Raw genomic sequence first — 23813 nt, 5'->3', positions numbered from 1 at the left:
CCATGGCCCAATTCACCCGCATCCTCTTCCTCGCCGCATCGGCCAGCGCGCTTGGGGCGTGCGGCGGTGTCGATATCGCCAGTCGCGAACGGCCCGACGAATTTGCCGTGCAGCGGCAGGCACCGCTGGTGGTGCCGCCCGATTTCCACCTCGTGCCCCCGCAGCCCGGCGCGCCGCGTCCGGTGGAAGGCACCGCGAGCGAGCAGGCGCTCGAAGCCCTGTTCGGCGGCCCGCAGCAGCGTTCGGCAGTCGAAACGCGCGCGCTGGAGCTGGCAGGCCTCGCCGATCCGGGCATCCGCTCGGCCATCGGCGACGAAGGCACCTTCACCGTGAACAAGGGCACCGAAGTCCGCACGATCCTCGCCGCCCCGCAGGGTGATGGGCAAGCGGCGCGGGTGGTGATACCCGGTTGATTTGTTGGCGAAGCCGCATCCGCGGCTTCGTCCTCGCTAGACGCGCTCCGCTACGCTGCGCGCCCGCTGCGGGCGGGCGGTCGCCCTATGTCGTGCGCTGGACGCGCCCGATACCAGCTCGATTTTTGTATGAGTACTCGACAATCGAACGCCTGCGTTCGACCGAGCGCACAGCGCGACCCGCAGGTGCCGCGCAGCGGGAACGAAGTCCCCGCGGAGCGAATAGCACCGAGGACGAGCCCGCGGATGCGGGCTCGCACATCAAAAAGGCCTACTGCCTAACCTCACTCACCAGCAGCTTATCGATCTTCCGCCCGTCCATATCGATCACTTCGAAGCGCCAGCCCTGTTCGGTGAAATGCTCGCCTTCGGTCGGCAGGTGTTTGAGCACGTAGAGCACGTATCCCGCGGCAGTCGCAAATTCGCGGCCTTCGGGGAATTCGAGGCCCAGCCGGTCGGCCAGATCGTCTGCCGCCAGCGCGCCGGAAACGAGCAGCGAGCCGTCCTCGCGCTCGGTGATCATCGGCGTGTCGCCTTCGTCCTGGTGGCTGGCGAAATTGCCCGCAATCGCGGCGAGGATATCGGCATTGGTGACGATGCCGTCCAAGTGTCCGTATTCGTCATGCACCATCGCCATGCCGGTGCCCGATTGTTGCAGCGCGCGCAGCGCGTCGAGCGCGTCGAGCCGGTCGGGTACGACTTCGCTTTTGCGCACCATGTCCGCCAGCACCACCGGCTCGCCCGCCAGCATCCGCGCCAGCACTTCGCGCACTTTGACCACGCCGATGGCCTTGTCGCCGCCTGCCTCGATCACCGGCATCAGAGAGTGCGGCGATTCGGCGATGGCCGCGCGGATCGCGGCCTCGTCGGCACCGGCATCGAGCCAGTCGATCTCGGTGCGCGGCGTCATCAGCTCGCGCACGGGGCGATCCTGCAACCGCATTATGCCCGACAGGATCGCGCGCTCCTGCTCCTCGATCACGCCGGTATGCGTTGCATCGGCAAAGATCATTTGCAGCTCTTCGGCGGTCATCTTGTGATCGCCCTTGTGGCGTATGCGCAGCAGCGCCAGCAGCAGGTTGGACGAGGTATCAAGCAGCCAGACAAAGGGCTTGGAAATCCGCGCGAGCCAGTCCATCGGCCGCGCCATGATGATCGCCACCGGCTCCGCCGCGCGCAGGGCCAGTTGCTTGGGCACCAGCTCGCCGATCACCAGGCTGAGATAGGTGGTGACGCCGATCACCACGACATAGCCGATATTGTCGGCAATATCCGCGTCCACGCCCAGCAGCGCGATCCGCTCGCCCACCGGCCCGCCCAAGGCCGCGCCCGATACCGCACCGTTGATAATGCCGATCAGCGTGATACCGATCTGTACGGTGGAGAGGAACTTGCCCGGGTCCGCCGCCAGCCGCATAGCGATGCGCGCGGCGCCGCTACCCTTGTCTGCTGCCATGCGCAGCCGCGCGGTGCGGGCCGAGACAATGGCCAGCTCCGACATGGCGAAAACGCCGTTGAGAACGATCAGGAGGACGAGCGCGGCAAGATAATGCCAGGGGAAAGGTTCCATCAGACCTGCGGCGCTAGCAGAAATCGGCGGCCAAGCGAAGGCCTCGCTTACGATGCGTCGGGGCGGGCGACATTCACGTCGGGATACAGAAAGTTACGGGAACGTCGGCTCCCGTTCATGCATTATTTGCCATGTTGGGAAAGCGGCGCAATCCTGTTAGGAAAAGCGTCCCCGAGGCGAGAGATGGAGGACTGGATATCATGACCAAGAAATTTCTGACGACGAGTGTGGCGGCGGTTGCGCTGATCGGCACGACCACCGCGTGCGTGACCGATCCGAACACCGGCAACCAGGTGATTTCGCGCGCGGCCATTGGCGGCGTTGGCGGGGCAGGCCTTGGCTATCTGCTCGGCGGCCTTATCGGCGGACGCACCGCGCGCATCGTTGGCGCAGGCATTGGCGCGGCGGCGGGCGGCTATGTCGGCTACCGCATGGACGAGCAGATCCGCGAAATCGAGGAAGTGACCGCCGGAACCGGCGTGGATGTGACCGAGACCCCGGGTGGTGACGGCATTCTGGTGACCTTCCCCGATGTGACCTTTGCGGTCAATTCGACCACGATCACCCCAGCCATGCGCGAAGTGCTCGACGGCGTGGCGCAGAGCATGATCGATTATCCGAACAGCCTGATCGACGTGATGGGCCACACCGATGCGACCGGCAGCGATAGCTACAATCTCGATCTGTCGCGCCGCCGTGCCGAATCGGTGTCCAACTATCTCGTCTCGCGCGGTGTTGCCCGCGCGCGGATCGAGTCGCTTGGCTATGGCGAGCAGTATCCGGTGGCCGACAACACCACCGAAGCGGGCCGCGCAGCCAATCGCCGCGTAGAAATCCGTATCACACCGGTAACGCAGGAAGATGTAGAAGCGGCCTACTAACAGCCTGTTAGAGCAAGAGAGAGAAAGGGGCGCCCGGCAAGGCGTCCCTTTTTTGCGCCCTCGTGCGGAGGTTAGTGGCGCGAAAGTTCCGCCGCGCGGTCTGCCAGCCGCTCCACCGCCGCGCCGTGGATGGCGGGCGCGCAAACCAGCAGCCCGAAAGCGCGCGGATCGCGCTTGTTGTAGACGAGGGGATGGCCGAAGGCATCGGTCACGCGCGCCCCCGCCTCGCGCGCGATGAGGGCCGCTGCGGCGATGTCCCATTCGTAGCCCCAGCGCAATGTCGCCACCAGATCGGCCTGGTCATTCGCCACCATCGCCACACGCAGCGCAATCGAATTGGGTTTGTCGACTATGGTCAGATCGCGGTCGGGCTTGGCCAGCGAATCGGCAGGAACACGCGCGCCGGGGAACCGGCTGCGGGTGCTCGCCGCCAACCGCTCGCCATTCAGCCAAGCGCCCTTGCCTGCGACAGCTGACCAGACTTCGCTGCGCGCGGGGGCTACCAGCGTCCCGATCAAGGGCCGCCCGCCGCTCACCAGCGCGACCGACACCGCCCAGCCGCTGCGCCCGCGAATGAAATCGCGCGTCCCGTCAATCGGATCGACCAGCCAGACGAGCCTGCCGTCGAGTCGCTCTGCCGAATCGGCGGTCTCCTCGGACAGCCAGCCTGCTGCGGGGAGCAGTGCGCCCAGCTCGCGCTTCAGGAAGGCATCGACTTCCAGATCAGCCTCGCACACCGGGCTGCCGGGCGATTTCTCCCAGCTTTTCAGCGCGTGCCCCGCCCCCGGCCACCGGCCCAGCGCCATATGGCCCGCTTCGCGGCAAATCTGTTCAAAGCGCATCGTGTCGATCATGTCTGCCTGCCAGATGATCGACGAATGTAGCGTTTGCAAGCGCGCGGCGATGATGCTTTAGCGCAGCGCAGCATTATCCATTTTCACGACGAAGGTTTTTCCATGAACATCCACGAATATCAGGCCAAGGAACTGCTCGCCAAATTCGGCATTGGCGTGCCCACCGGATACGCCGCGATGAGCGTGGAGGAGGCGGCCGAGGCCGCCGGAATGCTGCCCGGGCCGCTCTATGTGGTGAAGGCGCAGATCCATGCGGGCGGCCGCGGCAAGGGCAAGTTTGCCGAATTGCCCGCCGATGCCAAGGGCGGCGTACGCCTTGCCAAGAGCGTCGACGATGTGCGCAAGGATGCGACCGAAATGCTCGGCAACACGCTGGTGACGGTGCAGACGGGCGAAGCAGGCAAGCAGGTCAATCGCCTCTACGTCACCGATGGCGTCGATATCGCCAAGGAATTCTACCTCTCCATGGTAATCGACCGCGCAAGCAGCCGGATCGCCATGATCGTTTCCACCGAAGGCGGGATGGATATCGAGGAAGTCGCGCATTCGACGCCGGAGAAAATCACCACCATCACTATCGATCCGGCCACCCGCTTCATGCCGCATCACGGCCGCGCGGTGGCCAATGCGCTGAAGCTGGACGGCGCGCTCGCCAAGGCAGCAGCCAAGCTCGCCAGCCAGCTTTACACCGCGTTCACCGCGCTCGATTGCGATATGCTCGAAATCAATCCGCTGGTGGAAACCGCGGGCGGGGAGCTGCTGGTGCTCGACACCAAGATGAGCTTCGATTCGAACGCGCTCTATCGTCACCCCGATGTCGAAGCCATGCGCGACGAGACCGAGGAAGATGCGATGGAAGTCGAGGCGAGCAAGTATGATCTCGCCTACATCAAGCTCGATGGCGATATCGGCTGCATGGTCAATGGTGCGGGCCTCGCCATGGCGACGATGGACATCATCAAGCTCAATGGCTCCTTCCCCGCCAACTTCCTCGATGTGGGCGGCGGCGCGACGACCGAGAGGGTGACCGCGGCGTTCAAGATCATCCTCTCCGATCCGGCGGTGAAGGGCATTCTGGTCAACATTTTCGGCGGCATTATGCGTTGCGACACGATTGCCGAGGGCATTGTGATCGCCGCAAAGGAAGTTGAACTGGACGTGCCGCTGGTCGTCCGCCTCGAAGGCACCAATGTGCAGCAGGGCAAGGATATCCTCGCCAATTCCGGCCTGCCGATCATCCCGGCGGATGATCTGGGCGACGCCGCGAAGAAGATCGTCGCGCAGGTGAAGGAAGCGGCGTAGCATCAGGGCCAAGGAGGACCATGGCATGATCTACGTCATTCTATTGGTCATCGCTGCGCTCGCCATGGTGGTGATACAAAAGAGCTTCGCAAAAGCCGCTGCCTCTGACGATCTCTCCACCTTGTCCAAGGGCCAGTTAAAGCAAAACATCGCCTACGCGCGGATGGTCGCGAAGAACAATGGCGACGAGGCGAAGCGGGCCGAAGCGGCGCAGACCATTGAGCGGCTGCAGGCCGAGCTGGATCGGCGGGAAGCTGGCTAGCCCTCGTTTATATCGGCGAACCGTCGGGGGCGACCAACCCCGCACACACAAAGGGCCGCATTTCCAATTCGGAATTGCGGCCCTAGTGCTTTCAGGGCAAGGACGATGGCGCAGGCCAATGCTGCTTGACGTATACGTCAAGTCGTTTACATAAGCGGCATACCTTGGATGGCCGGAGAGGGCCGAATCGTGAAGAGGGCACAGCGATGAAAATTCTCGTCCCCGTCAAACGGGTGATTGATTACAATGTGAAGCCGCGCGTCAAAGCGGACGGCTCGGGCGTCGATCTCGCCAATGTCAAAATGAGCATGAACCCGTTCTGCGAAATCGCCGTGGAAGAGGCGATCCGGCTGAAGGAAGCGGGCAAGGCGGAAGAAATCATCGCGGTCAGCATCGGCCCGGCCAAAGCGCAGGAAACGCTGCGCACCGCGCTCGCCATGGGGGCAGACCGCGCGATTCTGGTGGAAACCGAGGATGCGGTGGAGCCGCTCGCGGTCGCCAAGATCCTCAAAGCCATCGCCGATGAAGAGCAGCCGGGTCTCGTGATGCTCGGCAAGCAGGCGATTGACGACGATTCGAACCAGACCGGCCAGATGCTCGCCGCGCTGATGGGGCGTCCGCAAGGCACCTTCGCCAGCGAAGTGGCGATTGAGGGCGATAGCGTCTCGGTCACCCGCGAAGTCGATGGCGGCCTGGAAACGGTGAAGCTCACCCTTCCCGCCATCGTCACCACCGATCTGCGCCTGAACGAGCCGCGCTATGCCAGCCTGCCCAACATCATGAAGGCGAAGAAGAAGGAACTCGCGGTCAAAACCCCCGCCGATTACGGCGTGGACACGACCCCGCGCATCACCACCACCCACGTGGCCGAACCGCCGGTGCGCAAGGCAGGCGAAATCGTCGCCGATGTGGACGCGCTGGTCGCCAAACTCAAAGCGCTCGGGGTGGCGTGAGACACATCCCTCGCGTGTCCTGAGCTTGTCGAAGGACTGTCCTTTCTTACGGACCGGGGTTTACAGATTGCAGTGCAGCCCTTCGACAGGCTCAGGGCGAACGGATTTTGAGGTAAGAATATAATGGCCAATCTTGTCCTTGCTGAAACCGCTGGCGATGCCATCGCTGATGCAACTCTTGCGACTGTCACCGCTGCTGCCCAGCTTGGCGGCGATGTTCACGTGCTGGTCGCCGGGTCTGCGGCCGCCGCCGATGCCGCCGCGAAAATTGCTGGCGTGTCGAAAGTCCTCCATGCAGGCGACGCCGCCTATGCCAACGGCCTGGCCGAGAATGTCGCGCCGCTGATCGCGGGGCTGATGGATGGCTATGACGCGGTGCTCGCACCCGCCACCACCACCGGCAAGAACGTGCTGCCGCGCGTCGCCGCGATGCTCGATGTGATGCAGCTGTCGGATATTATCGCGGTGGACGGCCCCAAGGCCTTCAAGCGCCCGATCTATGCCGGGAACGCCATTGCGACCGTCGAATCCTCCGATCCGAAACTGGTCATCACCGTGCGCACCACTGCATTCGAAAAGGCGGCTGCCGAAGGCGGCTCGGCCAGCGTCGATGCGGTTTCAGGCGCGGGCGATGCGGGGATTTCGCAGTTCGTGAAGCTGGACGCGGTGAAGAGCGACCGCCCCGAACTCACCAGCGCGGGGATCATCGTCTCGGGTGGCCGCGCGCTGAAGGACGGGCCGACGTTCGAGCAATATATCACGCCGCTGGCGGACAAGCTGGGCGCCGCCATCGGCGCCTCGCGCGCGGCAGTGGATGCGGGCTATGTGCCCAATGATTATCAGGTCGGCCAAACGGGCAAGATCGTCGCGCCGGAACTCTACGTCGCGGTCGGCATTTCGGGCGCGATCCAGCACCTGGCGGGCATGAAGGATTCCAAGGTGATCGTGGCGATCAACAAGGATCCCGATGCGCCAATCTTCCAGGTCGCGGATATCGGCCTTGTGGCGGATTTGTTCACCGCCGTGCCGGAGCTGACGAGTAAGCTCTGATTTATCAAAGACTATTGCCTCATGTGGCACGCCTGATAGGCTTGCTGCATGAGGCATTTTCTTTTGTGCGCGTCAGGCGCAGCACTCGCATTTGCTCCCCTCTCCGCATCCGCGCAGGAAAGCGTGGAGCAGCCTTTGTCTGCCGAAGCGCAGGCGGTGATCGACAGCGGCGGTGGCCTCAACCCGACACGCGAATGGCGCATCACTCCGCGCGAATCGGGCTGCACCGCCAGCCAGATTTTTGCCAGTGGTGAGCAGCGCGTTACCCTCGTAATGCGCCGGTTGCAGCCGTTTCAGGACGTCCAGTTCGCGGTGATCGGCTCCGCCTTCAGCCATGAAGATGCCATGGCGGCAGGCTTTGTTCCTGCGGGAACATTGCTGGACATTCCGCAGCGCAACCCGGCGAGCATCGGCGCGCGCGAAGGCTTCGCCTTTGCCCGGCAGCCCTTCCGCGAGGGGCCGGCGATGGCCGAAGTCGAATCGCATTGGGGCAGCCGTACCCGGCATTTTGTCGTGCAAGGCGAGGACAATGCCTCGCTCGTGCTCAACACCGGCCCGATCGGCGATGTGTTCGATCAATTCAACGACTGCACTTTGCAACAATTGCGGGAGTATGGCGTCGATTGGGCGGCGCGCGGCCGCTTCCAGCGGCACCCGAGCATCACCAATATCCGCGAAGTGACGCGCGATCTTGGCCGCCGCTTTGGCCGCGAGCGGGACAGCATTTTCGCGCGCGGCCCGGTGACTGTGCGGATGATCGTCGATGGCAACGGCAATGCGACCCGCTGCGATCTCGTCACGCAAATGGCGCGGCGCGATATTGAAGCGGTTACCTGCGACGTGCTGATGGAGGATGCCGAGTTTGAAGTTGCGCTGGATGCCGAGGGCAATCCGGTGACCGATTTCCTCGTGCAGCAAATTGTTTTCATCGCGGTTGTCCCGCCCAATGCGGACGGCAGTCTCTAAACAACCTCGATCGCACCATGAATCGCCAGCCCCACCAGTCCGCCCACCAGCGTTCCGTTGATGCGGATGAATTGCAGGTCGCGGCCTACGGCGCGTTCGATGCGCAGGGTGATGGTGCTCGCGTCCCAGCTTTTCACAGTGGTTGAGACGAGGCTGACGATCTGTTCGCCATAGCGGTTGACCACACCCACCAGCGTGCGGCGGGCGAAGCGGTTGATCTGCATTTGCAGGCGCGGATCGGTGCGCAGCGTCTGGCCGAGTTCGGCGAGGCTTTCGCCCATTTGTCCGCCCAGCGCCGAATCCGGATCGCGCAGCTTGGCGATCAGCGAATGGCGCAGCCGCTCCCACACGCCCATCCACCAGTCGGCCACCGCCGGATTGGCGAGCAGCTCGTTTTTCATCCGCTCCACCTTGGCGCGGGTTTCGGGGTCGTGCTGGAGGTCTTGCGCCAGCTTCGCCAGCCCCTCCTCCACCTTGCCGCGCACCGGATGCTCGGGATCGACGTGCATTTCGGCGAGCAGTTTGTACAGGCCATCGAGCACCGAATTGGCAAGCCGCCCGTCGAGCCCCGTCCAGCGGATCACGGCATTGGCGCGGCTTTGCACCACGTCGCGCACCATGTCCTCATTGTCCTCCAGCGTCACGCCCGCCCAGCGGATGAAGCTGTCGATCAGCGGGCGGTGCTTGTTGCCCGCTATCGCGCTTTCGAGCAGCCGCCCGAGCAGCGGGGAGACGTCCATTTTCTCCGCCTGCCGCGCCAGTCCCGCCTTCACCTGCAGGCCGAGCCGGTCAGGATCGAGCGTTTCGAGCAGTTCGACCAGCAACTGCCCCGCGCCTGCACGGATGCGGCCTTGCTCGCCTGCGCTGCGGCTGACGAGGAAATCGCCCGCCGCGCTCGCCACGTTCATGCTGCGCATCCGCCGCGCGACCACCACGGGGGTGAGGAAATTGGTGCGCAGGAAGGTCGCCATGGTGTCGGCGATGCGATCCTTGTTGGCCGGGATAATCGCGGTGTGCGGGATGGGAATGCCCATCGGGTGGCGGAACAGCGCCGTCACCGCGAACCAGTCCGCCAGCCCGCCTACCATCGCCGCCTCGGCAAAGGCGTTGACATAGCCCCAAGCGGGATGCGCGCCGAGCATCTGGTGCGAGCCGACAAACACCGCTGCCATCGCCACCAGCAGAAGCGTTGCGGTGATGCGCATCCGCCGCGCCTTGTCGGGCGGCAGAGGGGCGCCGCTGGCGAAGGTCAGTTTCGAACTATTCGGCAGGCTGCGGCTCCGCAGCTTTGTCGGCGGCATTGTCGCCCGGCTTATAGGTGAGGAACTTTTCGCGCAGCCACGGCCCGAGCTTTTTCTCCATCCCGTCTGCCAGGCTGAAACCGGCAGGCACAATCACCAGCGTCAGCACGGTGGAGAGGATCAGCCCGCCGATCACCGTGGTGCCCATCGGCGCGCGCCAGCCGCCATCGCCGCTCAGCGAAATGGCGGTGGGGATCATGCCAGCGGTCATGGCGACGGTGGTCATCACAATCGGCTGCGCGCGTTTGTGTCCCGCTTCCATGATGGCGGCGAATTTGTCCGCGCCGCGATCCATTTCCTCGATAGCGAAGTCGATCAGCAAGATCGAGTTCTTGGCGACAATGCCGAGCAGCAGCAGCATCCCGATAAACACCGGCATCGAAATGGGCAGCGGGGCGAAGTTGCCGCTGGAGAAGCCTTCGAGATAGCCCGCAATCACCAGCGCAACGAAGCCGCCAAGCGGGGCAAGCAGCAGCGAGCCCATGTTCACGAGCGGTGACACGATGCGGCGGTAGAGCAGCACCAGCACGCCGAAGACGAGGAACAGGCCGGTGATCAGCGCGGTCTGGAAATCGCGCGCCAGATCGGCCTGCCATTCATCCGCGCCCACCGGCATATTGGAAACGCCTGCTGGCAGGTTTTCCATGATCGGCAGCGCGTTGATCGCCAGCAGCACATCGCCGCGCGCAACATTGGGCGCGATGTCGAGGCCGACGAAGACACGGCGGCTCTGGTTGAACCGCTCGATCGAGGTTGGCCCCATGCCGAGCGAAATGTCCGCGACGCGGTTCAACGGCACCGAGCCGCCGCCCGAAGTGGGCACGGGCAGGTTCTGGATCGTCGCCAGATCGCGCCGCGCGGTTTCGGACAATCGCACGCGAATGGGGATCTGCCGGTCGGACAGCGAGAAACGCGCGGCGTTCTGGTCGATATCGCCGAGCGTCGCGATGCGGATCGCCTGGCTGAGCGCGGCGGTGGTGACGCCAAGGCTGGCGGCAAGATCCTCGCGCGGCTCGATAATCAATTCAGGGCGCTGCAAATCACGCTCGACCCGCGGCGCGACCGCACCTTCGACCGTTGCCATCTGTTCGACCAAAGTTGTGGCGGTGGCGTCGAGCAATTCGGGGTCGGAGCCCGACAGCATGATCGAAATCGCGCGGCCCGTGCCGCCGCCGCCGCCCTGGTTGTTCTGGAAATTGACCCGCGCATCGGGAATGTCCTGCAACAGCGGGGTCAGCTCGCGCTCGAACTGCATACTGGTGCGCGCGCGGTCTTCGCGCAGCACGAGGCTGATATTGCCCGATCCTTCGAAGGAAGTGCCCAGCGCAATCGCGACTTCCTGCTCTTCGCTGAGGCGCGCGGCGATGCGGTCGACCACTTCCTCGGTCTGTTCGAGCGTGGTGCCGGGCACCATATTGATGCTGACGCGGCTGAAATCGCTATCGGTATCGGGGAAGAACTGCACTGGCAGCTGCGCCGCGATTAGGATCGTTGCGCCAAAGGAGGCCACACCCAGCAGCATCATCCACACGCGGTGATCGAGGAAGCGGGCGGACACATAGCGCGCACGGCGCATCAGCGCGTTCTGCTCCGCTGCATCCTTGCCCCGCCCGAGCACTCCGCCAACGATCATCGTCACCAGAGCGCCGAGGCACCAGATCAGGAAGATGCCGAGGCCGATCAGCCACCATGGCGGCAATTCCTGCTCCGCCGGAGCCGCAGTCGCCGCCGCCGCAGCAGCCGCTTCTTCGGCCGGAGCGCCGAGCGCCATCAGTCCCATGATCGCCGCCACCGTCAGCGCGCCAATCAGGATGTTGAAAGGGACGAGCCACCAGCGCGTGCCCTGGAAACCCAGCCGCCGCCGCATTGCGCGGAACGCCTTGGTGTCGAGCGACCAGCGCAGCACGCGCATATAGCGGTCCATCATCGGGCCTTCGCCATGCGTCCCGTGCCCTTCGGCCTTGAGGAAATAGGCCGCTGCCATCGGGGTGATCAGGCGCGCGACCGCAAGGCTCATCAGCACCGCGACCACCACAGTCAGGCCGAAATTCTTGAAGAACTGGCCGGAAATGCCCGGCATCAAACCAACCGGCAGGAACACCGCGACGATGCAGAAGGTCGTCGCCACCACAGGCAGGCCGATTTCGTCCGCCGCATCGATACTCGCCTGATAGGCGGTTTTGCCCATGCGCATATGGCGCACGATATTCTCGATCTCGACAATCGCGTCATCCACCAGCACCCCCGCCACGAGGCCGAGCGCGAGCAGCGAGAGCGTGTTCAGCGAGAAACCGAGCCACGCTTCCATGAAATAGAAGGTCGGGATGGCGGATAGCGGGATCGCCAAAGCCGCGATCAGCGTCGCGCGCCAATCGCGCAGGAACAGGAACACCACGATCACCGCCAGCAGCGCGCCTTCCACCAGCAAGGCCATGCTGCTTTCATACTGGCCGCGCGTGTAATCGACTTCGGTGAAGAGGCGGGTAAACGTGATGCCGGGATTGGCCTCTTCCAGCCGCTGCAACACTTCGACCGCGTCATCATACACGCGCACATCGCTTTCACCGCGCGCGCGGGTGACGGAGAAGGTGACGACCTGCTGGCCGTTCACCTTGGCCACCGTGCGCACTTCGCCGAAGCTGTCCGAAACCGATGCGATATCAGCGAGCTTTACCGTCCGCCCGCCGCCCAGATTGAGCTGCATTTGCGAGAGTTCATACGCGGTCTCGGCATTGCCCAGCACGCGCACCGACTGGCGCGATCCGGCGATTTCCGCCTGCCCGCCCGCTGCGTTGAAATTGACCTGCCGCAGCGCGGTGTTGACCTGGCTGGCGGTGACGCCAAGCGACTGCATCCGCGCGGGATCGAGGATCACAAGGATTTCGCGGTCCACCCCGCCGCGCCGGCTGACTTCGGCAAGCCCGTCAACCGTGAGCAATTCCTTGGTCACCGTATCGTCGATGAACCAGCTCAGCTCCTCCAGCGTCATATCGTCAGCAGCCACGCCAAAGCTGACGATCGGCTGTGAGCTCGTTTGCTGTTTGAAGACGCGCGGTTCGAGAATTCCGTCGGGCAATTCGCCGCGGATATTGTCGATCTCGCTCTTCACCTCGTTCACCGCTTCGGCAATGTCGGTGCCGAGCGCGAATTCGATGCTGGTGAAGCTGTTGCCCTCGCTGGCGGAGGAATAGATATTCTCGATCCCGTCAAGCGTTTCGACCGCCGCCTCGACCCGCTGGGTGATTTGGTTCTCGACTTCGGACGGGGCCGCGCCGGGTTGGGAAATGCTGACCTGCACCACCGGGAATTCGATGTCCGGCGTGTCCTGCACGTCCATATCGTTGAACGCCAGCACGCCTGCAAACATCAGGCCGATGAAAGCGAGGATGGGGACGATCGGGTTGCGAATCGCCCAGGCGGAGGCTTGGCTGAAATCCATCGGGCCTACTCTTGCGCCGCACCTTCGCGCACGGGGCGCACACGGTCACCCGGGGCGAGGAAGCCGCCTGCGCGCAGCACGACGCGCTCGCTGCCGTCAATTCCGCCGGCAATCACAATGCCATCATCGCTGATCGCGCCCAGCTCCACATCGCGGCGTTCCACCGTGTCCTCGGCGTTGACGATATAGACATAGCTGCCTTCATCGTCCGACAGCACCGCGCTTTCGGGCAGGCGGGTGGCGACCGAGGTGCCGCTCGCCAGCGTGATACCGGCAAAACCGCCGGGGCGCAGCGCGCGGTCATACGGCAATGCGCAGCGCGCCGTGCCCTGCCGTGAGGTTTCGTCGATCACGGGCGAAATCTGCCAGATCTGGCAGGTGAATTGCTGATCGGTGCCCACCGGCGTCACTGTGCCGCTGATCCCGACGCCAAGCTGGCTCAACTCGTTCTCGCCGATCCGCGCGAGCAATTCCATCTCGCCGCCCTGCGCAATCGTGAACAGCGCGCCCGAGCCTGCGCCTACGGTCTGGCCGGGTTCGACCATGCGCTCAAGCACCAGCCCCGAGGTGGGCGCGACAATATTGAGCTGCGCATTGCGCGCGCGCCGTTCGCCCAATTGCGCGCGGGCGACATTCACGCGGGCCACAGCCGCATCGCGGGTGGCGGTGAGCCGGTCGATATCGGCCTGGCTGATAAAGCCGCGCTCCACCAATTGCAGCGCGCGGTCGAGATTGGCTTGCGCCAGATCGGCATCGGCCTGCGCCACATCGATTTGCGCCGAAAGTGCACCAAGCTGCTGGTTTTGCACCGAACGGTCGATCACCGCCAGCACCTGCCCGGCGCGCACCCAGTCTCCGGCATCGACGGTGACCTGCGTCACCCGTCCGCCTTCACCGACCACGCCGACAGGAATCGCGCGCCGCGCCGCCAGCGTGCCGGTTGCGTTAATCACGCCTTCCAATGTGCCCGAACCGGGCACGGCAACGGTAACGGCGGGCAGAGTGGCGGCATCTTCGGCGCTGGGCGTGAAGGGCGCTTCTTCCTCGCCGCCCGATAGCATGAAGGCGGCGATGATCGCGCCGATCACCAGCACGGCAATCGCGATCCACAGATTGCGGCGGCGCGCGGGTGCAGCTTCACCGGCGGCGGGAGTGCCGCCATGTCCGGCATTGGTCACCATTGAACCGGCTTCGTTGTCTGCAGCGACGCGTGTTTCGTAATTCATCGGCCCATTGCCCTGGTCTGGATGGCCGCGCTGCGGCCAGAGGTGCGTTAGGGCTTTAGCACAGCGAATGCATGGATGCGACTATATGCGCTTGCCCCGAGCCTGCCCTTTGGCGGGCTTGGCGGGCAGGCGCAATGCAAACCTCGCCGAGCGGGGCACTGCCATCGACAAAGCGCAAATGAAAAGGGCGGAGCGCCGCAGCACTCCGCCCTACGATTGTTCGCCTGATGCGGGCGATCAGCGAACCTTGCCGCGCTGCACAAGGTTGATGATGCCCAGCAGCACCACCGCGCCGATGGTTGCGGTGACCAGATACATGATCCAACCAGCATCGTCCGTCAGGAAACCGGTGTAGTTGCCGATGAAGCTGCCGATCAGGCCGCCAATCACACCGACCACAATGTTCAAAAGAATGCCCATCGAGGCATCGCGACCCATGACCTTGCTTGCCAGCCAACCGGCGATGCCGCCAAGGATAATTGTTGCAATCCAACCCATATTCTATCTCCTCTTTCGTTTCCCCCGAACCCACGGGACAAACCCCAAACGCAAAGGGGAGCCCCGATGTTCCGGGACTCCCCATGTGCGTTAGCAGATTTTACGAAAGAAAAATCAGTATTTGAGCTGGCGTTCGTAGAGATCGCGGTAATGCTGGATGCGGGTGACGCGCAGGCCCTGCATCCCCGAACGGTCGACCGCGCGCTGCCAACCGGCGAATTCTTCCAGCGTCAGACCATAGCGTTCGAGCACTTCGTCAATCGTCAGCAACCCGCCATTCACGGCCGCCACGACCTCGGCCTTGCGGCGCACCACCCAGCGTTTTGTGCTGGGCGCCGGCAGATCTGCCAGCGTCAACGGTTCGCCGAGCGGACCGATGACTTGTGCCGGACGGATTTTCTGGTTCTCGATCATGTGTTTCCTCGATTGGCCGGTTCGCCATTTTCGCTTTGCCGGCCAATAGTGGGGCAAGCCCCTTTGCCATTGGCTAAATCATCAGGGTTAACGCCGCCTTTGCCATTGGCTAGGGGCGGGTCGTCGAAGGCGAGTTCGTCGATCCGGTCGTGCCGGGCCGCCAGCCGCCGTGCCGAATCGGCATCGAAGCTGGCATCCTCGCACACTGCCGCATCGCTCCATTCGCTGCGCAAGTCGCGCGCTGCGGCCAACCGGGCCTTCAGCTCGTCCCAGTCGACCGGGCACAGCGAATCCTCCACGGCCTCGCCATGCTTCCAAACCCGCGCCTCGGGCGCAAAAGGCGGTTTTCCTTCGAACATGGCTGACGTCTTTAGGCAGCAAGCGTCAAGATCGGGTAAAATCGCGCTTAACCATCTGTTACAAATTCAACCGCGCCGCACGCGACCCTTCGGCGCTGCTATCGCGGGGGTTTTGCCGCAGTGCGCAAGCGTGTATGGGCGCGGCCATGCCTGCATTGCCTGCCACCACTTCTGCATCGCCAGACGCGGTTAACGCCGAAGCCCTGTTCGACCTGCCGCGCCCTGCGGCAGAGTGCCGGATTGTCGTCGCCATGTCGGGCGGAGTGGACAGTTCGGTGGTCGCCGCTTTGGCCGCGCAGACGGGCGCGGAAGTGATCGGCATTACGCTGCAGCTTTACGATTACGGCGCGGCGACGGGGCGCAAGGGGGCCTGCTGCGCGGGCGACGATATCCGTGACGCGCAAATGGTCGCCGACCGGCTGGGCATCGCGCATTATGTATTCGACCACGAATCGAGCTTCCGCGAGGAGGTCGTCGAGACTTTTGCCGACGAATATCTGGCGGGCCGCACGCCCATTCCCTGCATCCGGTGCAATATGGGGCCGAAATTCACCGATCTGCTGCGGATGGCAAAGGAACTGGGTGCCGATTGCCTCGCCACCGGTCATTATGTCCGGCGCGAACGCGGCGCGGCAGGCGTCGAATTGCACCGCGCGCATGATCCGGCGCGCGACCAGTCTTATTTCCTCTACGCCACCACCGAAGAGCAGCTCGAATACATTCGCTATCCGCTCGGCGGCCTGCCCAAGGCGCAGGTGCGCGATATCGCCGAGAGCTTCGGTCTGGTCGTGGCGAACAAGCCCGACAGTCAGGACATCTGCTTCGTGCCCGATGGCGATTATGCCAAAATCGTCACCAAGATCCGTCCCGAAGGCGGGCGGCCGGGCGATATCGTCCATGCCGCAACCGGTGCGGTGCTGGGGCAGCATCCGGGGATCATCCATTACACCGTCGGCCAGCGGCGCGGGCTGGAGATCGGCGGTCAGCCCGAACCGCTCTATGTGATCGCGCTCGATGCGGAGACGGCTGAGGTGCGCGTGGGGCCAAAGCAGATGCTGGCGGTCGGTTCGGCCACCATCGTGGAGACCAACCGCATCGGCCCGCTGCCCGATGCGCCGCTCACCGCCAAAGTGCGCTCGCTCGCCAAGCCGGTGCCGGTCACGCTCGACGGTCCGCTGGGGGATGGTGCGACTGTGACGCTGCACTTCGCCGCGCCCGAATATGGCGTCGCGCCGGGACAGGCAGCGGTGATCTATGCGGGCGACCGCGTGGTCGGCGGCGGCTGGATCGACGCGACGGCTACGGTAAGCACCTAGCCCTCCCAGCTTTCGAGCACGCAACCTGGGCCGTCCTGATAGGTTGCCGTTGTGCTGGCGAGGCCGGGGACGGTGGCGGTGACGCTTTGCTCGTCGGCATCCTCGCTCAGCCAGACCATGGCGAAGCCACCACCCAGATCCGCGTCGCAGGAGCCCAGTTCGCGTCCGGAGAGGAAGCGGCAGGAACAGGCAGTCTTCGCCGCGTAGCCTGTGCCCGCCACGCTCATCCCGCTGGCGAACGCGCCGAAGAAGAACCACAGCAGGCCGCCGGCAATGCCCGCCAGCGCCAACACACGGAAAGTGATGGTGCCCCAGCCCGCTTTTGCCCGTTTTGCAGTTGCCATTCGCTCGCCTCTATTGGAAAGAGCGCGCCACCGATGTCGCGCCGCCCCGCCCTTAGCCCCGCTTGTCTCCGCTCGCCAGTGGCCTTTGCCGCGCTGCTGGCGCTTGCCGCCTGTTCGCAAGATGGCCCGCCTCCGCCACCGCCTTTGTCAGACGCGGCGATGGAAGCGGTGGTGGTCGAGCCCGGGGTCTCGCGCGAGCAGCTGGCGCGCGCGGTGGATGAACTGTTCACCGCCGAAGGCATTGGCGAAACCCGCGCGGTCATCGTGATGCATCGCGGCGAGATTGTGGCGGAACGCTATGCCGAGGGTTTCGGGCCGGAAACGCCACAAATCGGCTGGTCGATGTCGAAAACGGTCACCGCGCTGGTGATCGGGATGATGGTGGCGGACGGGCGGCTTAGCCTCGATGCAGCGGCGCCGGTCGACACATGGCAGCGCAGCGGCGATCCGCGCGCCGAGATCACGCTGCGCCACCTCCTTCAAATGCGATCCGGCCTGCGCCACCGCGAGCGGCACGATCCGGCGTTCGAATCCTCCGAAGTGCGGATGATGTTCATGGAAGGGCGCGACGATATGTCGGCCTGGGCGGAAGCGCAGCCGCTCGAATACGATCCGGGCACGCATTTCCAGTATTCGACCGCGAGCAGCGTGATCCTGTCCGATATCGCCACCGATGTGCTTGCGCCCGATGGCGATGCGCGCGCGCGGCAGGCGATAATGGCGGAATTTCTCGACGCGCGGCTCGCCGTGCCGCTGGGGCTGGAATCCTTACGCGGCGAATATGACGCGGCGGGCACGCTGGTGGGCGGCAGCGCGATCTGGGCCACCCCGCGCGACTGGGCGCGGATCGGCGAATTCCTGCGCAATGGCGGCTCGGTCGCGGGCGCGCAGATCGTGCCGCGCGGATGGATCGACTTTATGCGCGCGGAGAACCCCGCCACGGGCGATTACGGCGCGCAGCTCTGGCTCAACCGCGATTCGGGCACCGAGCGCGTGGTACTGTTCCCCGATCAGGGGCCGGAAAGCGCCTTCGCGCTGGTCGGCCATTTGGGGCAATATGTCATCGTCTCGCCCGAACAGCGGCTCACCGTGGTGCGGCTGGGCGTGACCGAAGGCGAGCAGCGGCCCGCGCTGGTCGAGCAACTCGCCGACATTTTCCGGCTCTATCCCGGAACGTAGAAGCGCCCTTCGGCAACGGTCACGCACTGGCCGCTCAAGATGGCGCGCTCACCGGCGCGGGTGCAGCGCAAATGCCCGCCGCGCTCGCTCGCTTGGTAGGCCGTGAAGCTCTCCCGCCCTAGACGGTCGCACCAGAAAGGTGTGAGCGCCGCATGAGCGGCACCCGTCACGCTGTCCTCGGGCACCCCCCATGCGGGCACGAAGACCCGGCTGACAACATCGGTGGCGATGCCCGGTGCGGTGCAGATCGCCATCCGGTCGATAGCGCCCAAGGCTGCCATGTCCGGCGCGGCGGCCAGAACGGCAGCCTCGTCTTCGAGCAGGATGATCGCGGTCTCTTCGACCCCCTCGACAGTATCGAAGACTGTGCCTGTCACGCCGAGCGCCGCCAGCAAATCGGGCATCGCGCGTTCCTCGACTCGGCCTGCGGGAAGCGAAAGCGCGTATCCTGCCGCATCGCGCGCGACTTCGAGAATGCCTGCATTGCGGGTGCGGAATGTCACCTTCTCACTGCCATCGTGGGTCAGCACCGCATGGCCGCTCGCCAGAGTTGCATGGCCGCACATTTTCACCTCGCTGGTCGGCGTGAACCAGCGCAGTTCCCAATCGGCCGCGCCGCTGGTGTCCTTCAACAGGAAGGCGGTTTCGGCAAACAGGTTTTCCGCCGCGATGTCGCGCATCACCTCGTCGGCGGGCCACGCATCGAGGATCACCACCGCCGCCTGATTGCCGCCATAAAGGCGGTCGGCGAAGGCATCGATATGCCAATAGGGGACGGCGATTGCATTCATTGTCCGTTCTCCAGCTTTTTGAACTCGTCCGCCTCGACCAGGACATTGCCGGGCTCGTCCACATGGCCCTCCGGGTCGATATGGATGAGGATTTCGGTGTTGGGGAAGGCTGCGAGCAAGTCCGCCTCCACCCGCTCGATCACGTCATGCGCCTCGGCCACGGTCATGCTGGCTGGCAGATCGACATGGAACTGCGCGAAATCCTGCGTGCCGCTGGTGCGGGTGCGCAGATCGTGCATTTTGGCGAGCTCCGGATGCCGCGCGGCCCGCTCGACGAAAGCGCGACGTTGCTCTTCGGGCCATTCGCGGTCCATCAGGTGATTGATCGCCTCGCCCGACGCTTGCCACGCATTCCACAGCAGCCACGCCGCAATGCCGAGGCCGAACAGCGGATCGGCCTGGCTCCACCCGGCATATTGGTCGAGCACCAGCGCCGCGATCACCGCAAGATTGAGCAGCAGGTCGGACTGGTAATGCAATTGGTCGGTCGCAATCGCCACCGATCCCGTTCGCTTCACCACGTGCCGCTGCCACGCGACCAGCGCGAGGGTGGCGACAATCGCAACCAGCGAGACCCCGATCCCCGCCTCTGCCGCGCGGGTTTCCCCGCCCTCGACCAACCGCAATACCGCGCGGAAAGCGATGGCGCCCGCCGACAGCGTGATGAGGATGACCTGGAACAGGGCTGCGAGCGCCTCTGCCTTGCCGTGGCCGAAGCGGTGGTTGTCATCCGCCGGATGCGCCGCGACCCAGACGGCGAGCAGCGTCGCAATGCTCGCCACCAGATCAAGCGTCGTATCTGCCAGCGAGCCGAGCATCGCGGTCGAGCCGGTCTGCCACACCGCCCAGCCTTTGAGCACGCCAAGAAACAGCGCCAAGCTGATCGAGGCAAGCGCGGCACTGCGGGTGAGCGAGGCGCGGGTGTCGTTCATTCCACTCCCCCCGCTCGTCCTGAGCCTGTCGAAGGACGTTGGCACTCGCGTCCTTCGACAGGCTCAGGACGAGCGGCTGTTGTGAGTCCAATCATCACGGATACAGCAGCGTACTGGTCCAGCCATCCCCCGCATGGTCAGCGGAGCGCACGAACTGCCGCCGTTCGTGCAGGCGGTTGGGGCGGTCATGCCAGAACTCGATGGCGACGGGCTTCACGCGAAAGCCCGTCCAGTGCGGCGGGCGCGGGACTTGGCCCGCTGCCTCATATTGCGCCTTGATGGCTTCGACTCGCTCCAGATACGTCTCGCGGCTGTCCAGCGGGCGCGACTGGTCGCTTGCTACGCTGCCGACCTGGCTGACAAAGGGGCGCGAGTGGAAATAGGCATCGGCCTCTGCGCTGGTGACTTCTTCCAGCGGGCCTTCGATGCGGATCTGGCGGCGCAGGCTTTTCCAGTGGAATAGCAGCGCAGCTTGCATATTGGCGCGGATTTCCCCGCCCTTGCGGCTCTGCGCATTGGTGTAGAACACGAAACCGCGCGCATCATGGCCCTTCAGCAGCACCATCCGCGCCGAGGGAAGACCCGCGGGCGTAGCGGTCGCCAAACACATGGCGTTGGGATCGTTCGGCTCGCTCGCCTGCGCTTCGGCGAACCAGTCATCGAAGATGGCGAAGGGATCGGCGGTCGGGATAGTGTCTTCAGACATCGTTTTCTTTCAATGGCTTGGCCGGAACCTGTTACACCTGTTACAGGGTTCAGGAGAGAAAATCCCGTTGGTCTCAAATGAAGCCAATTCCGGACAAGGGCGAGCGGTCATGCGCGCAGCCCTAAACCTGTGGGGCAGCGTAGGAAAGCCGTCTCTTGCGCAAAACCCGCGCTTTACCTACCTAACACACCATGAGCGATCCCTACACCACTCTTGGCGTTGGCCGGCAGGCGAGCGAGGCGGAGATCAAGTCTGCCTACCGCACGTTGGCGAAAGAGCTGCATCCCGATCGCAACAAGGACAAGCCCGACGCGTCGGAGCGGTTTTCCAAAGTCACGCAGGCTTATGATCTGCTGTCGGATAAGGCCAAGCGCGCACAGTTTGATCGCGGCGAGATTGATGCGGACGGCAATCCGCGCTCGCCTTTCGGGGGCGGTTTTGGCGGATCGCGCCCCGGCGGCGGGTTCAATGGCGCGGGCGGGCGGCAATATTCCTCGTCCGACTTCCAAGGCTTTGGTACCGAGGACATGGATCTGGGCGATCTTTTCGAAGGGCTGTTCGGGCGTGGTGGCGGCGGTGCGCGCGCTGGCGGTGCGCAATTCCGCTCTCCTCCGCCGCCCCCGCCGCGCAAGGGCGCGGATATCCGCTACAAGCTGACCGTGCCGTTCGTGGATGCTGCTGCCCGCGCCAAGCAGCGTATTGCGCTGGCCGATGGCAAGACCATTGACCTTTCGCTGCCCGAGGGCGTCGAAGACGGCACGCAAATGCGGCTGAAGGGCAAGGGCCAGGCGGGCCCCGGCGGCACGGGCGACGGGATTGTGACGATTTCCGTCACGCCGCACGCGCATTTCTGGCGCGAGGGCGATGATGTCCGCCTCGATCTGCCGATTACCCTGAGCGAAGCGGTGCATGGCGCGAAGGTGAAAGTGCCCACGGTGGACGGCGCGGTGATGCTCACCATCGCGCCGGGTTCCAGCTCGGGCAAGGTGCTGCGGCTGAAGGGCAAGGGCTGGAGCAAGAAGGGCGGCGGGCGCGGTGACCAGCTCGTCACGCTCGAAATCCAGTTGCCGGAGGATGTGGCAGAGCTTGCCGCAAAGCTCGACGGCTGGAGCGACCCCGCCAATCCGCGCAGCGACATGGGCGGCTGATTGCCTGTTGGCCAATCGCGGCCCGCGCTGTTAGTCTCCCCCGCCAATGGCTCCGCACACTCCTTCGCCGCGCGATAGCGAAAGCGGGCAGCCGCTGCCCGATTACTCGCCCGAGGCCCGCGCGCGCGACGTCCACAAACCGGCTGAATTTGCCGATCTGCACACCCGCATCGGTCCCGGCACGCGCGCCTGGGTGGTGCTCAAGCGGGTGGTGGTGAGCACCTTCAACGATGGCACCATCCACGCCGGCAACCTTGCGTATATGTCAGTGCTGGCGATTTTCCCCTTCTTCATCACCGCGGCGGCGATTTTCAGCGTGGCGGGCGACTATGCCGACCGCGTGGCGACCATCGATGCGCTGCTCACCGCGATGCCGCCGGTGGTCGCGGACGTGATCGGCCCGGCGGCGCGCAGCGTGATCGATGCGCGCAGCGGCTGGCTCCTCTGGATCGGCGGCGCCATCGGTCTTTGGACGGTGGGGAGCCTGATCGAAACGATCCGCGACATTCTGCGCCGCGCCTATGGCACGCGGGCGACGCGGGCGTTCTGGCAATACCGGCTGGCCACCACCGCCATCATCATCGGCGCGGTGCTGTTGCTGATGACGTCGCTGATCGCGCAAGTGATGATCGGCACGGCGCAGGAAGTGATCGAGGCGGCGATGCCCCAATTCTATACCGTGGTGAACACGCTCGAATGGTCACGCATCATTCCGACGATTGTCCTTTATGGTTCGATCCTCTTGCTGTTCGTGGCGCTGACTCCGCCGAAATACCGCGGCAAGCGGTATCCCAAATGGCCCGGCGCGCTGCTGGTGACAGTATGGTGGTTTGCAGTGACAGTCGTCCTGCCGCCCTTGCTGCGCGGCCTGTTCACTTACGATCTGACCTACGGCCCGCTGGCCGGTTTCATGATCGCGCTTTTCTTTTTCTGGCTGGTAGGCTTAGGAGTTGTCGCCGGAGCGGAATTGAACGCCGCGCTGGCCGAAACGCCCGAGGAGGAACGCCGCCGACTCGGCGATCCGGGCCATCGGGCGCAGGCAGACAGGACGGAGGAAGTATCGCAATGACGGGTCTGATGGCAGGCAAAAAGGGCCTCATCATGGGGCTGGCGAATGACAAGTCGCTGGCCTGGGGCATTTCCAAAAAGCTGCACGAACATGGCGCGGAAATGGCGTTCTCCTATCAGGGCGAAGCCTTGAAAAAGCGCGTCGGCCCGCTGGCCGAGCAAGTGGGCAGCGATTTCCTGATCGAATGCGATGTCTCCGACATGGCAGCAATGGATGCGGCCTTTGCGGAGATCGAAAGCCGCTGGGGCAAGCTCGATTTCCTCGTCCACGCCATCGGCTTTTCGGACAAGAACGAGCTGCGCGGCAAATATGTCGATACCAGCCTCGACAATTTCCTGATGACGATGAACATTTCCGCCTACTCGCTGGTCGCCGCCGCCAAACGCGCCGCGCCGCTGATGAGTGATGGCGGCAGCATCGTGACGCTCACCTATTACGGCGCGGAAAAGGTCGTGCCGCATTACAATGTGATGGGCGTCGCCAAGGCGGCGCTGGAAACCAGCGTGCAATATCTCGCCAATGATCTGGGGCCGGACGGTATCCGCGTAAACGCGATCAGCGCGGGGCCGATCAAGACGCTGGCGGCGAGCGGGATTGGCGATTTCCGCTATATTCTGAAGTGGAACGAATTGAACGCGCCGCTGCGCCGCAATGTCACCATCGAAGATGTCGGCGGTGCGGGCCTGTATTTCTGCTCGGACCTCTCATCGGGCGTGACCGGCGAGACGCACCACGTCGATGCGGGCTATCATGTCGTCGGGATGAAACAGGAAGACGCGCCGGATATTGCTTTGAGCTGAGCCTGTGTTCGTGTAATGTTCTCCTCTTTTTCAAGAGAAG

At 64.3% G+C, this 23813-nt stretch carries 24 protein-coding genes; 12 read left to right on the top strand and 12 right to left on the bottom strand.

What is annotated here, in order from left to right:
* The first annotated feature begins 2 nt into the window (after window positions 1-2).
* Window positions 3-413 carry a DUF3035 domain-containing protein gene (locus tag GC121_RS05420; RefSeq protein ID WP_151973119.1) on the top strand — a complete coding sequence of 137 codons (411 nt, stop codon included), beginning with the start codon at window positions 3-5 and terminating at the stop codon, window positions 411-413.
* Between the two features lie 271 nt (window positions 414-684).
* Here the strand turns inward: GC121_RS05420 and GC121_RS05415 are convergent, their stop codons facing one another.
* A complete protein-coding gene (locus GC121_RS05415; RefSeq protein WP_151973118.1) occupies window positions 685-1983 on the bottom strand; it encodes a hemolysin family protein in 1299 nt (432 codons plus the stop codon).
* Between the two features lie 200 nt (window positions 1984-2183).
* Here GC121_RS05415 and GC121_RS05410 point away from each other — a divergent pair, with 200 nt between their 5' ends.
* Window positions 2184-2864, top strand: coding sequence for an OmpA family protein (locus GC121_RS05410; RefSeq protein WP_199857761.1), 681 nt, complete (start codon window positions 2184-2186; stop codon window positions 2862-2864).
* Between the two features lie 71 nt (window positions 2865-2935).
* Here the strand turns inward: GC121_RS05410 and GC121_RS05405 are convergent, their stop codons facing one another.
* The gene (locus GC121_RS05405) at window positions 2936-3718 is read right to left on the bottom strand and encodes a 3'(2'),5'-bisphosphate nucleotidase CysQ (RefSeq protein ID WP_151975608.1); all 783 of its coding nucleotides are present in this window, start codon (window positions 3716-3718) and stop codon (window positions 2936-2938) included.
* A gap of 102 nt (window positions 3719-3820) precedes the next feature.
* On the opposite strand from GC121_RS05405, the gene sucC reads away from it, so the two are divergent.
* The 5 genes from sucC to GC121_RS05380 all read left to right on the top strand — a co-directional run bounded on the left by sucC (window position 3821) and on the right by GC121_RS05380 (window position 8251).
* Window positions 3821-5020 carry an ADP-forming succinate--CoA ligase subunit beta gene (gene sucC, locus GC121_RS05400; RefSeq protein ID WP_151973117.1) on the top strand — a complete coding sequence of 400 codons (1200 nt, stop codon included), beginning with the start codon at window positions 3821-3823 and terminating at the stop codon, window positions 5018-5020.
* Window positions 5021-5045: 25 nt separating this feature from the next.
* Entirely contained in the window at window positions 5046-5282 is a 237-nt protein-coding gene (locus GC121_RS05395) for a hypothetical protein (protein ID WP_151973116.1), read from the top strand.
* Window positions 5283-5488: 206 nt separating this feature from the next.
* Window positions 5489-6235 carry an electron transfer flavoprotein subunit beta/FixA family protein gene (locus tag GC121_RS05390; protein ID WP_151973115.1) on the top strand — a complete coding sequence of 249 codons (747 nt, stop codon included), beginning with the start codon at window positions 5489-5491 and terminating at the stop codon, window positions 6233-6235.
* 123 nt (window positions 6236-6358) lie between these two features.
* Window positions 6359-7285, top strand: a complete 927-nt coding sequence (locus GC121_RS05385) for an electron transfer flavoprotein subunit alpha/FixB family protein (protein WP_151973114.1) — start codon at window positions 6359-6361, stop codon at window positions 7283-7285.
* Between the two features lie 48 nt (window positions 7286-7333).
* Window positions 7334-8251: a hypothetical protein gene (locus tag GC121_RS05380; protein ID WP_151973113.1), complete on the top strand. Its 918-nt coding sequence runs from the start codon at window positions 7334-7336 to the stop codon at window positions 8249-8251.
* Here the strand turns inward: GC121_RS05380 and GC121_RS05375 are convergent.
* From GC121_RS05375 to GC121_RS05350, 6 genes are all read right to left on the bottom strand, one after another.
* Entirely contained in the window at window positions 8248-9456 is a 1209-nt protein-coding gene (locus tag GC121_RS05375) for a DUF445 domain-containing protein (protein WP_151975607.1), read from the bottom strand. The two genes, GC121_RS05380 and GC121_RS05375, sit on opposite strands and share 4 nt — an antisense overlap.
* A gap of 55 nt (window positions 9457-9511) precedes the next feature.
* Entirely contained in the window at window positions 9512-12991 is a 3480-nt protein-coding gene (locus tag GC121_RS05370; RefSeq protein ID WP_151973112.1) for an efflux RND transporter permease subunit, read from the bottom strand.
* Between the two features lie 5 nt (window positions 12992-12996).
* Window positions 12997-14217, bottom strand: a complete 1221-nt coding sequence (locus tag GC121_RS05365; protein WP_151973111.1) for an efflux RND transporter periplasmic adaptor subunit — start codon at window positions 14215-14217, stop codon at window positions 12997-12999.
* A 237-nt stretch (window positions 14218-14454) separates the two neighbouring features.
* A complete protein-coding gene (locus GC121_RS05360; protein ID WP_151973110.1) occupies window positions 14455-14715 on the bottom strand; it encodes a GlsB/YeaQ/YmgE family stress response membrane protein in 261 nt (86 codons plus the stop codon).
* 114 nt (window positions 14716-14829) lie between these two features.
* The gene (locus GC121_RS05355; RefSeq protein WP_151973109.1) at window positions 14830-15129 is read right to left on the bottom strand and encodes a DUF1153 domain-containing protein; all 300 of its coding nucleotides are present in this window, start codon (window positions 15127-15129) and stop codon (window positions 14830-14832) included.
* Window positions 15126-15488 carry a hypothetical protein gene (locus GC121_RS05350; RefSeq protein WP_151973108.1) on the bottom strand — a complete coding sequence of 121 codons (363 nt, stop codon included), beginning with the start codon at window positions 15486-15488 and terminating at the stop codon, window positions 15126-15128. The genes GC121_RS05355 and GC121_RS05350 overlap by 4 nt, the downstream gene beginning before the upstream one ends.
* Window positions 15489-15634: 146 nt before the next feature.
* Here GC121_RS05350 and mnmA point away from each other — a divergent pair, with 146 nt between their 5' ends.
* Window positions 15635-16804, top strand: coding sequence for a tRNA 2-thiouridine(34) synthase MnmA (gene mnmA / locus GC121_RS05345; RefSeq protein WP_151973107.1), 1170 nt, complete (start codon window positions 15635-15637; stop codon window positions 16802-16804).
* Here mnmA and GC121_RS05340 read toward each other — a convergent pair.
* Window positions 16801-17148 carry a hypothetical protein gene (locus GC121_RS05340; protein WP_151973106.1) on the bottom strand — a complete coding sequence of 116 codons (348 nt, stop codon included), beginning with the start codon at window positions 17146-17148 and terminating at the stop codon, window positions 16801-16803. The two genes, mnmA and GC121_RS05340, sit on opposite strands and share 4 nt — an antisense overlap.
* A 33-nt stretch (window positions 17149-17181) precedes the next feature.
* On the opposite strand from GC121_RS05340, the gene GC121_RS05335 reads away from it, so the two are divergent.
* Complete coding sequence (locus GC121_RS05335) at window positions 17182-18327, top strand: serine hydrolase (RefSeq protein WP_151973105.1); 1146 nt, start codon at window positions 17182-17184, stop codon at window positions 18325-18327.
* On the opposite strand, the gene GC121_RS05330 is transcribed toward GC121_RS05335, so the two are convergent.
* From GC121_RS05330 to pdxH, 3 genes are all read right to left on the bottom strand, one after another.
* Window positions 18312-19118: a PhzF family phenazine biosynthesis protein gene (locus tag GC121_RS05330; protein ID WP_151973104.1), complete on the bottom strand. Its 807-nt coding sequence runs from the start codon at window positions 19116-19118 to the stop codon at window positions 18312-18314. The two genes, GC121_RS05335 and GC121_RS05330, sit on opposite strands and share 16 nt — an antisense overlap.
* Window positions 19115-20050: a cation diffusion facilitator family transporter gene (locus GC121_RS05325; RefSeq protein WP_151973103.1), complete on the bottom strand. Its 936-nt coding sequence runs from the start codon at window positions 20048-20050 to the stop codon at window positions 19115-19117. The genes GC121_RS05330 and GC121_RS05325 overlap by 4 nt, the downstream gene beginning before the upstream one ends.
* 94 nt (window positions 20051-20144) lie before the next feature.
* Window positions 20145-20756, bottom strand: a complete 612-nt coding sequence (gene pdxH / locus GC121_RS05320) for a pyridoxamine 5'-phosphate oxidase (protein WP_151973102.1) — start codon at window positions 20754-20756, stop codon at window positions 20145-20147.
* A gap of 191 nt (window positions 20757-20947) precedes the next feature.
* Here pdxH and GC121_RS05315 point away from each other — a divergent pair, with 191 nt between their 5' ends.
* From GC121_RS05315 to fabI, 3 genes are read left to right on the top strand one after another with little or no spacing between them, the layout of a single operon-like run.
* Window positions 20948-21904: a DnaJ C-terminal domain-containing protein gene (locus tag GC121_RS05315; protein WP_151973101.1), complete on the top strand. Its 957-nt coding sequence runs from the start codon at window positions 20948-20950 to the stop codon at window positions 21902-21904.
* A 46-nt stretch (window positions 21905-21950) separates the two neighbouring features.
* Window positions 21951-22973, top strand: coding sequence for a YihY/virulence factor BrkB family protein (locus GC121_RS05310; RefSeq protein ID WP_151973100.1), 1023 nt, complete (start codon window positions 21951-21953; stop codon window positions 22971-22973).
* Window positions 22970-23773: an enoyl-ACP reductase FabI gene (fabI, locus tag GC121_RS05305; protein ID WP_151973099.1), complete on the top strand. Its 804-nt coding sequence runs from the start codon at window positions 22970-22972 to the stop codon at window positions 23771-23773. The genes GC121_RS05310 and fabI overlap by 4 nt, the downstream gene beginning before the upstream one ends.
* Window positions 23774-23813: the final 40 nt, after the last annotated feature.

It is taken from the genome of Erythrobacter sp. EC-HK427 (assembly GCF_902498745.1).
In the GTDB taxonomy this organism is placed as follows: Bacteria; Pseudomonadota; Alphaproteobacteria; order Sphingomonadales; family Sphingomonadaceae; genus Alteraurantiacibacter.
The sequence above is the reverse complement of the archived record's forward strand: the minus strand, read 5'-3'. Positions and strand labels throughout refer to the sequence as shown.